This window comes from Rhodococcoides trifolii (genome assembly GCF_014635345.1).
Taxonomy (GTDB): domain Bacteria; phylum Actinomycetota; class Actinomycetes; order Mycobacteriales; family Mycobacteriaceae; genus Rhodococcoides; species Rhodococcoides trifolii.
The window spans coordinates 1,226,198-1,239,487 of record NZ_BMCU01000001.1 but is presented as its reverse complement, the minus strand read 5'-3'; the positions used below and the strand labels follow the sequence as shown (position 1 = coordinate 1,239,487).

The following is a 13,290-nucleotide window of genomic DNA, read 5'->3' as shown; positions in this document are numbered from 1 at the left end:
GTATGGCGTTCAAATCTGAAGATTTGGTGTCGGCGTTACGTCGGGTGGTGCTCGACGTCGAGTACGACCTGCAGGTGCGGGTGGAGGGCGACGACATCTCTCTGCGGCAGGACGGCGTCATCGAAGCCTGGCGAACCGAGTACCAGACGCTTCTGAGCGCTGAGCGCACCGGCGTCTCATGGATCGAGTGGCGCAACGACCGCATCACCCAGGCCGCCGTGTCCTGGGTCCTGCTCACCGTCTTCGCTCGCTACTGCGAAGACAACCACCTCGTCACCCACCGCTGGATCAGCGGGCCCACCGACGACGAACGCGGCCATGCCCTCGACACCCGCACTGCCTACTTCCGCGCGCACCCCGAACACACCGACCGCGACTGGCTCACTAGCATAGCGCACCACTTCGCCAGATACCCCGCCACCGCAGGCCTTGTGGACAGCTACGCACCCATGTGGCAAGTCGCACCTTCCGGCGACGCGGCCCGCGCGCTCCTCGAGTTCTGGTGGGACAAAGACGACACAGGTAGCCACAAGTGGGTCTTCACCGGAATCGACACCCGCTTCCTCGGCGACGTCTATGAGAACCTGTCGGCGGCAGCTCGCACCTTGTATGCCCTCAGACAAACCCCCGAATTCGTCGAAGAATTCATCCTCGACCGCACCCTCGAACCCGCCATGAACGACCGCCCCCTCGACGGATTCACCATGATCGACCCCACCTGCGGATCAGGACACTTCCTCCTCGGCGCTTTCCATCGACTCCACACCCGCTGGCAACACCACGCACCTGCCCTCGGCAACCGCGAACTAGTCCAGAAAGCCCTCGACGCCGTCCACGGTGTCGACATCAACCCCTTCGCCGTCGCCATCGCACGCTTCCGACTTCTCATCGCCGCAATCACCGCAGCCGGCGACACCAACCTCGAACAACCCCTCGGTTACACCACCCACCTTGCCGCCGGCGACAGCCTCCTCTGGGGCTCACCCCAGCAGGCACTCTCCCCCGATCTCCTGACCTTCGGCGCGACGGACGACATTCATGATCCAGATACAAACCCGATCGAGAATACCGACGCTCTGTTCCGAATCCTTCAACGGGAGCATGACGCAGTCGTCGGAAATCCCCCGTACATCACTGTAAAAGACAAAGCACTCAACGCCCTGTACCGACAGCTCTACACCACACCCCACCGCCAATATGCCCTCACCGTGCCGTTCATGGAACTGTTCTTCCGCCTAGCCCGCGACGGACGCGACGGACGCACACCCGCTGGCTGGGTCGGGCAGATTACATCAAACTCTTTCATGAAACGAGAATTCGGAACCAAACTCATTGAACAATTCCTGCCCGCCATCGACCTGAAAGAAATCATCGACACCTCCGGTGCCTATATCCCCGGACACGGGACTCCCACAGTCATAATGGTCGGCAGAAATCGGCCGCCTACCGGTGACTCGATCCGAACCACTCTCGGAAAGCGAGGAGAGCCTGGAAAGCCGGACCAAGCACGGGCAGGTCTGGTGTGGAACTCGATTGCAAGTAGCATTGATCTCAACAAACACGAGGACATATATACAAGCGTTCGAAAGTCACCAAGAGCACTGTTCGCTAAACATCCTTGGAGCCTAAGCGGCGGAATGGCTCAGTCAGTTGCTGCAAAATATTTGAGCAACTCGCAACTGTTGGCATCCGCGGTGAGGTCAATCGGGCTCGTAACAACGTCCGGAGAGGACGACGCTTTCGGTCGAGCCCGCTCCTGCTTAAATCGTTACGCGCTTCCGATCCAAGCAGGCCCAGGGATAAAATTTGTGGAAGCTGCGGGCGGTGAAAACGTTCGGGACTATTCAGTCAATTTAAGTGAAGTTTCAATCTGGCCGTACAGTAAGGAATTCGAACGGCAATTAAACACCGCCGAGGAGAAGGAGCTTTGGCCGAACCGACGCCTCTTAGAGCAGCGGAAAATTTTTGGCATCCCTATCGAAAAAAATGATCGCATTGAATGGTGGCAGTATCGCGAGGCTTACGTCGACAAACTTTCTAGTCCCCTGCTAATTGTATGGCCGGTACTTACGACCCACAATCACTTTGCGATTACCGAAGAGCTCGTGGCGTTCAACAGGTCCGCGCCGGTAATCGCGCTTCACCCAGGTGCGTCGAGAACAGACTACCTCCGATTGCTCGGGCTTCTCAACACCTCATCGGCATGTTTCTGGCTGAAACAAAACAGCCACAACAAAGGCAGACCAGGCGCGGAACAGGCCGGCGCGGACGAGGAGTGGGAACAGCGATTCGAGTTCACAGTAACGACGCTCAAGGATTTTCCATTACCTACAGAGCTGCCGCTGGTCAGAAGCCAACGACTGGATGAGTTGTCCAGACATGCCGCTGCAGTAACGCCTACTGCAGTTGCAAAAGTTAAAGCCCCGCTTCGTGCCGTACTCGAAGTGGCGCAACGTGATTTTCAGCGCATTCGAGGGTTGATGATTGCGGAACAGGAAGAACTTGACTGGGAGTACTACCGAATTTTTGGCCTGATCGACGAAGACCTTACTTACACCGGCGACGTTCCCTCTATCACTTTGGGAGAGCGTTCGTTTGAAGTGGGCCTTGCCCGACAAATCCATGAAGGCGTGGCTACATCTACGTGGTTTAGTCACTGGAATCACCGATCCACTCCGGTCACCGAGATCCCGGCGCATCTGCCCGCGGACTACCAGGCATTGTTGCAGCGGCGTCTCGATGCGATCGCCACCAACCCGCACATCGAACTACTCGAACGCCCCGAATACAAGCGCCGCTGGGCCACCGAACCCTGGGGCAAGCAAGTGGCTGCTGCTCAACGCGATTGGCTGCTCGACCGACTCGAGAACCGTGATCTCTGGTACGACCGCGACGGACGACCCACCCCCAGATCAATCGCCCAACTCGCCGACCTCATGGACCACGACCCCACCTACCGCGACGTCCTCACCACCTGGGCCGGCAACCCCGACATCACCACCACCACCGCACTGACCACACTCCTCGACACCGAACACGTCCCCTACCTCGCCGCCCACCGCTACAAACCCACTGGCCTCGACAAACGTCAAGCCTGGGAACACACCTGGGACCTCCAACGCCGAGAAGACGCCGGCGAACACCTCGACACCCCCATCCCCGTGCCACCGAAATACAAACCCACCGACTTCCGCAAAACCTCCTACTGGAGCCACCGCGGCAAACTCGACGTCCCCAAAGAACGCGTCATCTCCTACCCCGACGCCAGCCGCGGCACCGACCCCACACTCCTCCTCGGCTGGGCAGGATGGGACCACGGCGACCAAGCCCTCGCCCTCGCCACCCTCACCACCGAACGCACTGACGACGGCTGGACCGCCGACCAACTCATCCCCCTCATCGCCGGACTCCACGAACTCGCCCCCTGGTGCCGCCAATGGCACAACACCATCGACCCCGACTACGGACAATCACTCGCCGACACCATCGACGAAGAACTCCACACCCACCTCACCACCCACCACCTCACCACCACCGACCTCACCACCTGGCAACCCACACCCACGACCCGCGGACGCCGAACCAAGAAAGCAACCACCTAATGGCTCAGCTACTCAAGGACCTCATCGACATCCCCGAGCGAGCAGGCGCGGACGACTACGTCCTGCGACTCACATCGAGTACGGATGACGATGCCGCTTTGCGTGCCACTCTGGATCAATACGTTCTGACCGAATCGCTCAGCGCGAATTTCGTCGCAGCGCTTGACCTCGTGTCCGACGCGCTGCGCATGAACACATCGAGAGCTTCGTACCTCACAGGTTCCTTCGGCTCCGGCAAGAGTCACTTCATGGCGGTCCTGTACGCACTACTTGGCAACCATGCGGCTGCTAGAACAGATCAGTTCCGTGAACTGACCGGTCGCTACGACGCAGATCTGTCGGGGAAAAAACTGCTGCGTCTGACGTACCACCTCCTCGGTGCCAAGAGTCTCGAAGAGGCCGTCTTCAAGGGATATCTCGAGCAGGTTCGCAAACTGCACCCAAAGGCTCCGTTGCCAGCGATTCATGTGACCGACGAGCTACTCCGCGACGCCGACAATCTCCGTGCGCGCCTCGGTGACGAATCATTCCTTCGGGGGCTCGGTTCGAACTCGGAGGACGACGGGTGGGGCAACATAGTCGAATCCAACTGGACGGTCGACGAATACTCCGCGGCCAGGCACGCCGGCCCGGAGGACCCGCAGAGGCGATCCTTGGTGTCAGCTTTGGTTGACACGTACTTCCGTTCCTTCACTGAGAGTGCTGCGTACATCGACTTGGACCGCGGGCTGGTCGCCATCACCGAGCACGCAAAGTCACTGGGTTTCGCCGGCATCGTTCTGTTTCTCGACGAATTAGTTCTCTGGCTTGCATTCGCTGTGCGCGACAACGAATTCTTTGCCCGCGAGTCGCAAAAGATCACGAAGCTTGTCGAATCGTCGGGAACGCGACGATCAATACCTGTTATCTCGTTCGTTTCTCGACAAATGGACCTCCGTAAATGGTTTGCCGACGCAGGAGCATCCGGAGCAGAACAGGACGCGCTTGACAGGGCATTTCACTATCAAAAGGGCAGATTGACCGAGATCAAACTCGGGGATGACAATCTCGCCGAGATCGCCCACGCGCGACTTTTACGTCCCAAGAACACCGAGGCCGCCGCAATTATCGACGCAGCGTTTTCGGACGTAACGAGAAAACCCGAAGTCTGGGACATCCTTCGTGACAGCCTGAACACGTCAGAGGAGCACCGGGGCGCCTCAGAGAAAGAGTTTCGACTGACGTATCCGTTCTCACCGGTGCTGGTGTCCACTCTCCGTAACTTGTCGGCAGTGATGCAGCGCGAGCGCACTGCGTTAAAGGTTATGCAGCGCATGCTTGTCGACCGTCGTGACACCTTGACGGTCGAGGACCTTGTTCCCGTCGGGGACGCATTCGAATACGTGGTATCCGGAAACACTCCTATCGACTCGCACGCACAGACGATGTTCAAAGCAGCGACAGATCTCTACACCACGAAGCTACGTCCGGCACTCATGTCAAAGCACGAGGTCACGGAGCAACAACTGACATCTGATCCGCAGTCAGTGCCGGCCGGGTATCGAGGACAGGAACGCGTGGCCAAGACCCTGTTGCTTGCTGCCGTAGCACCCAAAGTACCGGCGTTAGGCGACATCGATTCTTCTCGACTGGCAGCACTGAATCACGGTTCCATCAAGTCGCGAATGGCAGGCGGAGAAGCGCGGACGGTGCTCGGCGTGATCCGAGAATGGCAACGCGAGATCCCTGAGATCAGCCTCGGCGAGGGTACGAACCCCGTAATCCGCGTGCAGCTGGCGGACGTCGACTATCAGTCGGTAATCGACCGTATCAGCCGCCAAGACAGTATGGGCGCGCGACGACAGCTCGTACGCGACCTGGTACACAAAGCACTTGATGTCTCGACGCAGAGTGATCTCGGTGGGGCAGCCGTTAAGTCGGTGACCTGGCGAGGTTCACGGCGCGAAGTCGACATTGTGTTCGGCAATGTCAGAGACGCGTCCTCACTTCCGGAAGCGTCCTTCGACAGCCGCCCGGGAACCTGGCGGATCGTGGTGGACTACCCCTTCGACGAGGACGGCTACACCAGCGAAGACGACATCGCGCGAGTCGATCGATTGATGGGGGCGACGAGTCGACGAACGATTGTGTGGCTCCCACGGTTCTTCTCCGAGAAGGCAACCGACGAGCTGGCCTTGCTCGTCAAACTCAACTGGCTCTTTACAGGGATCGGCGACCGATGGCGCGAGAACACCGACCACCTGTCGGCCAGTGATCAAGCCCAGGCCCGCGGAATTCTCGAGAACCTGTACCGAGGCACGCTCGCATCCTTTGGGTTACTACTCAAACAGGCGTACGGCATCGATTCGCCCGAAAATCAGTACTTTGTGGACGACTTGCCTCAATACGAAGCTCTGTCCTCTCTGTCGCGCGAGCTAGGGCCCGTTCTTCCGATTGCAACAGACTTGTCCAGTGCACTCGATAAAATTGTGGACCAGGCGTTCTCCACCCTGTATCCACGTCACCCAGATTTCAGCCTCCCCGACGAAGAGGTGACGATCCGTCAACTCGAAACGGTACGCACGTACATCGAGTCGGCGGCCTCCCATCGGGAGGGGCGAGTTCCCACCGAGCCCGGCGTCGAGCGGAAGGCGTGCCAACGGATCGCCGGACCGCTGCAGGTCGGGAAAGCAACAGAAGACCACTTCCTCTTCGGGCCGGAAACATTCGCGTTCTGGGCCGGTGAACTGGACCGAGCTGAAACGAACGGTCGGGTCACGGTCGGAGACCTGAACCAGCGAATCGAAAACCTGATGCCATCGTGGGGCTTGCGGCCAGAAGTACGAGACCTTGTCGTATTCGCGTGGTCGCAGCTGCGCAAGCGCGCATGGGTAGAGGCCGGACAAGCTATAGCCACCCCGCCACTGGGCAAGTTCCGTCCTTCCATCGAGCTCCGCGCAGAAGCGCTGCCGGACGAATTTGATTGGGAGCGCGCGCGCGATAATGCCGCAAAGCTCCTCGGGTACACGATGCCTCGCACATTCTTGACTGGAGCCAATGCTGCAGAATTTGCCGCGCAGATCAGATCGAGGGCGTCGGAAGGACTGGAGGACTTGGGCGCGCTGATCAGCGCCTTGGCGACCGCGGAGCGAGCGCTCGAACTCCCCGACGGCGCGGCCAATCGATCCTCAGCAATTGTGGAATTGCAGTCGACGCTCAAGCAGCTCAGCCGCACAAGTGCCAACGTTGAGCTTATCGGCTCGCTGGCCGACATGCACCTACAGGTGTCACTACAAACGGCAGCGCGTCTGCGAGAGTCGGCCGCACAGGACATCGTTGCGTTGAACGCGTTTCACTGGGTCATGATCACGACTCTGATCCAGGGCACCTCCGAGAGCGGCCCTCGTGGAGACGACGCTCGAAGCATTTTCGACCATCTCAGCAGCTCGGTATCCACTCCTGACGGTGAACTAGCGCGAAACCTGACCGCGCTTTCCCGAGAACTGGCGAAGTGGATCTCCGGCCCGCCGGTCGGACCCAAACCAGAACCAGCCACCACCAAGACGGTGAGCAACGAAGCTGAGCTATCGGATCTCGTCAAGTCGCTGGGATCGGACCCGAACAAATATCCGATCACCGTGTCGTGGAGTTCGTTATGACGGCGATGGTGGCGTCACGGGCCGTGGTGGGAGCAAAACTCGCTGTTGTCGCCCAGAAGAATTACTCACGTGGCGTGCTGGGTCTGCACGCTGCCGCTGAATGGAGCGGGCCCGCACTCCACTTCGACGGTAACCCGGTGGTGGTCGTGCCGTGCCCGTCGGTCCTCTCTGTGTGGGAAGCGTTGTACACCCATCGATCCGACCCGTGGGTGGTCCTGCTCACCCCACTGGACGAGGAGGAGTTGGGGTCCAGCGCGCTCGCACACCTCGTCAATGGGAGGTTGCTCACCCCGGACCCGTGGGACGCACTTATGAGCAACTTCGGTGCGAGCACGATGGAGCCCGCGCTGTACCGAGTGGAGAACGATCGGGCTTTTGCATTGGGACTTCTCGACACTCTCAGGCCCGACGACTACTCATCGGCTCCAGCGGGAGTTCTGACTGTCGATCATGTGTTTACTGCAATCGCAGCGGGCTCCATGGGAATCGTTGGTTCACGAGAAACCGAGATCGACTCGCTGGCGGTGCTTGAGTGGAGCACGACACGAGCAGACAACTCTGCGTCGACCGTCGAGCTTGCCGAGTCCATTCGAGCTAGGTTCACGACATGGCTGGGGTCTAAGGCTGGAAGGCTCGAGCCAGTTGTTCTAAGTCTGCTGGACTCGGGACGACTGCAGGAGCTCGTCCCGTTGGGAGTGGTGATCGGGGTGTTCGACCTGTCTGAGGACTCGCATGCGCGCGACCTATTTCTAGCTGCACGGGGCCTACGGGGCACGGACTCCGAACTCGCGACCTTGTGGGCCAACATTGCCAATGGATTTGTCCGCCACCAGATGACTGCACCGACGCGCCGTCGTGTGTTGAGCGAGGCGTCCGAAATCGCAAAGGATGCCGACGCTGCTCCGCGGGCGGCACGGTCGGATCTCCTTGCGGTCGGCTTGAATTCGCGGCGGCGCTCCCTTGCGCGCGCGATCAGTACGGCTTTGCAGGACCTCAACGAGGAAGGCGCAGTCACTGCCCCGCGACTTGCCCACGTCGAAGAAGCCTGGACTCATCACCAGCAACACTTCGACGTTCAGCTAGACGTAGATTTGTCGATTCTCGAGGCATCGGTTCGGCTCGTTCGATGGCTTGCTACCGAGCAGTCCGCCAGCCGCACCTTGCAAACAACCAGCGACGCCTACCTTCGGGACGACGCATGGGTCGACATCCAACTGAACCGCGTGCGACGCGGTGCATCCGACACGGAACTCGTCGACGGGGTCAGGCAACTGATTCACCGTACGGTCGAGCGTCGTCGCGACAACGACCGTCGATTCGCGCATGCGCTTGCCGACTCACCACAGCCCGACATCTCCACGGTGGAGAATATTATCCCGACATTTGTCATCCCGCTGGCACGACGCCAACCCACCCTGCTGCTCGTATTGGATGCGTTGTCTCTACCCGCAGCGATAGCGTTGATGTCCACCGCAGAGAGTCGCGGTTGGACGGAGCTTCGGACACCAGGCGCACCCACTCGCAGTTACGCCTTGGCTGTTCTTCCCACATTGACCAACAAGAGCAGGTGCTCCCTACTCGCAGCGCAATTGTTCGAAGGTGGATCCGACGTCGAGCGACGCGAGTTCGTCAACGCGCTCACCCGTCACGATTTACGCCCCGCAGCAAATACCGGCCCGGTCATCTTTCACAAAGCCGCACTCGACGCCATACCGAAAGGGGCACAGATTGCGACCGAACTGGTCGGCGCCATCTCCGACACACAGCATCGCCCGTTGGTCGCCGCAGTTTTGAACTATGTCGACGATACACTGCATCATGCAGACCCCGGGCGCACCGACTGGACAATGGATTCGATCACGCATCTGACGCCCCTCATGGAAGCCGCTAGCAGGGCAGGGAGAACGGTCGTGATTACATCCGACCACGGGCACATCATCGACTACGGCGACGGTGAACACCTCTCACGCAGTTCGGCGTACTGCCACCGAGCGCATGCCGACGTGGCCGCACTGGATCCTGAACGCGAGGTGCTCGTAACCGGCCCACGAGTCTTGACGGCCGACAGAACAGCGGTTCTCGCCGTCGACGAGAAGGTGCGGTACCAGGGGCGCACAGCCGGCTATCACGGAGGCGGGTCCCCCGCCGAAGCACTGGTGCCCGTCTTTGTTCTCGCACAGGACGTGTCGGCATTGGCCCCCGAATGGCTACCGGTCGGCCGAAGCGAACCGTCGTGGTGGGAGGCGAACTCAGTATCCCCAGTGGCGCCAGAAGCGGTGACGACGCCCTCTAAGCGCGGAAAGAAGAGTGTGCCCGTTGACGACTCGCCGAGTCTGTTCGATGAGCCAGTTGCAATCAAGGCAGCGAGGAGCCTGGGCACTCTCGTCATCGAATCTGTCGTCTTCAAAAGACAACTCACGATCGGGGGGCGGCGGCTTGCTTTGCAGCCGACGCAACTCGCCGCCTTGATCGACGCCGTAGCAGCGACCGCGGCGCGCGAAGTCACCATCGGGCAGGCAGCCTCGGCACTCGCCGTCTCGAATCAACGTGCTCGGGGCGCGCTTATGCAAGCAAAGAGAGTCCTCGACGTCGAAGGTTACGAGGTGCTCGCGGTGAGCTCCGATGCTGTGGCATTGAACGCCGAACTCCTCGCCGAGCAGTTCGGCGTCAAGCTGTGACAAGCGCAGTATCTGCACGACGGCGTCGCGAAATTCTCGACGCGCTTCGTCGAGGTACTGTTCCCGCGCACGGTCTCGATCAGCTCGCGGTCGGGCTGGGCCATTTGGAGCGCACATTGGGCAGTGAGCTCGACGCCGTGGCACAAGGGGGCGCTACATTCAAAGCTGTTCGCGGCGAGTACGGATCGGGGAAGACTTTCTTCTCCCGCTGGTTGGCGCAGCAGGCGCTGGCACGTGGCCTCGCCGTCGCCGAGGTACAGATCAACGAGATCGACACCCCATTGCACAAGCTCGAAACGGTGTACCGGCGAAGTATTGAATCACTCCGCACTTCCTCGTTCCCCCCAAGCGCACTGCGCCCTGTTCTGGACGCATGGTTGTTCAGCGTCGAAGATGATGCGGCCGAACAGAACGTCGACGTCGATACGCTCGTCGAGCGTCGCCTGGCAGACGTCGCGCTGCGGGCGCCGGTGTTTCCCATAGCAATTCGCGGTTATCGCCGATTCCTTGCAGAGGGCGACAATGACGGTGCCGATGCTCTCGTCGCGTGGCTGGGAGGCCAGCCGCACGTCGCCGCTGCGGTCAAGCGTCGGGCAGGAGTGAGGGGAGATCTCGACCATTTCCTCGCCCTCGGATTTCTACGGGGGCTCCTCGCAATTCTGTCCGACGCTGGCCACCCGGGCCTCTTGCTGGTTCTCGATGAAGTCGAGACATTGCAACGTGTGCGCAGCGATGCCAGAGCGAAAGCACTGAACGCACTACGTCAGCTGGTCGACGAGGTCCACGACGGTCACTTCCCTGGCCTGTACCTCCTGATCACCGGCACGCCCGCGTTTTTCGAGGGACGGCAAGGTATTCAGCTTCTCCCACCTCTCGCCGATCGCCTGCATACTGAGTTTTCACGAGACCCGAGGTTCGACAACCCCCGCGCTCCACAAATTCGCCTCACCGGGTTCGATGCCGACCGCCTGCTGGAACTCGGTCAACGCGTCCGCGATCTCTACATTCACGACGCGGATGCCCCAGACCGCGTCACCCGTACAGCCGATGACGATTTCCTGCGATCATTCGCGTCCGCCGTTGCTGGTGGGCTCGGTGGTCGCATCGGCATCGCACCCCGGTTGTATCTTCGTAAACTCGTGGACGTTCTCGACAAGATCGACCAGTTCCCGGATTTCGATCCGCGTGTGGACTACGAAGTGCGGATTGCACCGAGCGAGATGAATGAGACCGAGCGCGAAGCAGTCTCGGCCGACGACGTGGATCTCGGGCCGTGACGGACGCGTACGACCAGCTTCACCCGGGCCTGCAGTACCACCTCGCGAACACACTTCGGTGGGGCGGATTGCGGCCGACTCAAGAAGCTGCGGTCGGCCCGGTGCTCCGCGGCGAAGACTGCATCGTGTTGGCACCCACAGCGGGCGGCAAAACGGAGGCGGCAGCGTTTCCGCTCTTGACCCGGATGGCGGAAGAGGGATGGGAAGGACTGTCGGTCCTCTACGTCTGCCCCCTCAAAGCGTTGCTGAACAACCTGCAGCCGCGGCTGGACACGTATGCTCAGTGGCTTGGCCGTTCAGCTGCACTGTGGCACGGTGACGTCGGACAGCCTGCCAGACAACGCATTCTGTCGTCCCGACCTGACATACTTCTGACGACACCCGAGTCTCTCGAAGCGATGCTCGTCTCGACAAAAGTTGACCCTCGCCTGTTCTTCGCAGGCCTTCGAGCTGTCGTCGTCGACGAGATCCACGCATTCGCCGGCGACGATCGTGGCTGGCACCTACTTGCCGTCCTTGAGCGTCTGTCTCGGGTCGCCGACCGACCGCTACAGCGGATTGGGCTCTCTGCCACCGTGGGTAACCCAGAGTTCCTTTCCAAGTGGGTGCAGGGCAGCTTTGACGATCGCCCCCGGAAAGTGGTGGCACCGGAAACTTCAGCCGGTCAAGTTCCGGACATCACCGTCGACTTCGTGCACTCCATCTCGAATGCCGCCAAGGTCATATCGGCTCTGCACGCCGGGGAAAAGCGACTTGTCTTCGTCGATAGTCGTCGGCGCGCAGAAGAGCTCGGTGCGGCCTTGCGCAATAACGGAATCACGACATTTCTCTCACACTCCTCGTTGTCCGCGGCTGAGCGACGGCGATCCGAGCAAGCATTCGCCGACGAACGTGACACCGTCATCGTCGCCACGTCGACGCTCGAACTTGGTATCGACATCGGCGATTTGGATCGCGTTATTCAAATTGGCTCACCCCGCACAGTGGCGTCGTTCTTACAACGCCTGGGCCGAACCGGCCGGCGATCCGACACCTCGCGAAATTGTCTGTTTCTGTGCATCGACGATGATGAACTGCTGCTGTCGACCGGAATGCTCCTTGCCTGGTCGAAAGGTTGGGTCGAACCCATACAGCCTCCTTCGTCACCGCGACATATTGCGGCCCAACAACTTCTGGCGGCGACATTGCAGGAGCACCGGCTCGGGAGATCGACCTGGAAGAAGTGGTGGGGGTCACTGCCTATTTTCGATGAGCATGCAGACGCCATTTTCGACCATCTAGTTCAGAACGGATATCTGGACGCGGACGGCGATCTAGTTCACATCGGTCCCGAGGCAGAACGGCGATTCGGGCATCGATACTTTTCCGAGCTCACGGCTGTCTTCAGTGCACCACCCGAGTTCTCGGTGATCGCAGGACGAAACGACGTGGGCACTGTGGGAACCGAGCTTCTCGTCGGCAAGGTCGAGGGTCCAAGAACACTGTTACTCGCGGGACGCTCGTGGCAGGTTACACACGTCGATTGGAAGCGTCGGAAAGTGTGGGTTGATCCCGTCGACTCCGGCGGAAAGGCACAGTGGAGTGGCCTCCCGTCTGGCATTGGTTTCATGGTTGCGCGATCGATGCGTGAGGTAGTGATGGGAGCCGAACCTCCAGGAATAAGTCTCACGACGCGGGCGAAAGATCAGCTGCGAGACCTCCGGGCAAGCCTCGCTCCCACCGTCAACGCGCGCGGATTCGTTGTGCACCTGCCGACCGAAACTGCCGGTCGGTGGTTCTCATGGGCCGGTACAGCCGCCAACAGGACACTTGTCGCCTCGCTACCTAGTGTCATCGAGACTCGACAACGTGTTGACGAACGTTCGGTCCGATTGCTTCCAGGTGTCACACCGGAGCAAATTGCTGCCGCGATTGCGAACGTGCAGTGGCAAGACCCTGCCGTAGACAAAGGCGCGCTCAGCGGATTAAAGTTCTCCGCTGCGTTACCTGAGCAACTCGCAAGAGAGACCCTCGGCGTGCGTCTGGGCGACCGAGAGTCTGCACAGATCGCCGCATCCGATAAAAGAGTAATCGGGCGCTGGGATGGCGAATAACA

At 60.2% G+C, this 13,290-nt stretch carries 5 protein-coding genes; all 5 read left to right on the top strand.

From position 1 onward, the window contains the following. The first annotated feature begins 2 nt into the window (after nt 1–2). Genes pglX through IEW02_RS05760 form a run of 5 tightly spaced genes read left to right on the top strand, consistent with a single transcriptional unit; the run spans nt 3 to nt 13,288 of the window. A complete protein-coding gene (gene pglX / locus IEW02_RS05780; RefSeq protein ID WP_188543682.1) occupies nt 3–3,602 on the top strand; it encodes a BREX-2 system adenine-specific DNA-methyltransferase PglX in 3,600 nt (1,199 codons plus the stop codon). Then, nucleotides 3,602–7,240 carry a DUF6079 family protein gene (locus IEW02_RS05775; protein ID WP_188543681.1) on the top strand — a complete coding sequence of 1,213 codons (3,639 nt, stop codon included), beginning with the start codon at nt 3,602–3,604 and terminating at the stop codon, nt 7,238–7,240. The genes pglX and IEW02_RS05775 overlap by 1 nt, the downstream gene beginning before the upstream one ends. Continuing rightward, nucleotides 7,237–9,918 (top strand): BREX-2 system phosphatase PglZ, encoded by a 2,682-nt coding sequence (gene pglZ, locus IEW02_RS05770; protein ID WP_188543680.1) that lies wholly within the window; start codon nt 7,237–7,239, stop codon nt 9,916–9,918. Before IEW02_RS05775 ends, pglZ begins: the two co-directional genes overlap by 4 nt. Beyond that, nucleotides 9,915–11,195, top strand: coding sequence for a BREX system ATP-binding protein BrxD (brxD, locus tag IEW02_RS05765; protein WP_188543679.1), 1,281 nt, complete (start codon nt 9,915–9,917; stop codon nt 11,193–11,195). Before pglZ ends, brxD begins: the two co-directional genes overlap by 4 nt. Beyond that, the gene (locus IEW02_RS05760) at nt 11,192–13,288 is read left to right on the top strand and encodes a DEAD/DEAH box helicase (protein ID WP_188543678.1); all 2,097 of its coding nucleotides are present in this window, start codon (nt 11,192–11,194) and stop codon (nt 13,286–13,288) included. The genes brxD and IEW02_RS05760 overlap by 4 nt, the downstream gene beginning before the upstream one ends. The last annotated feature ends 2 nt before the right edge of the window (nt 13,289–13,290 follow it).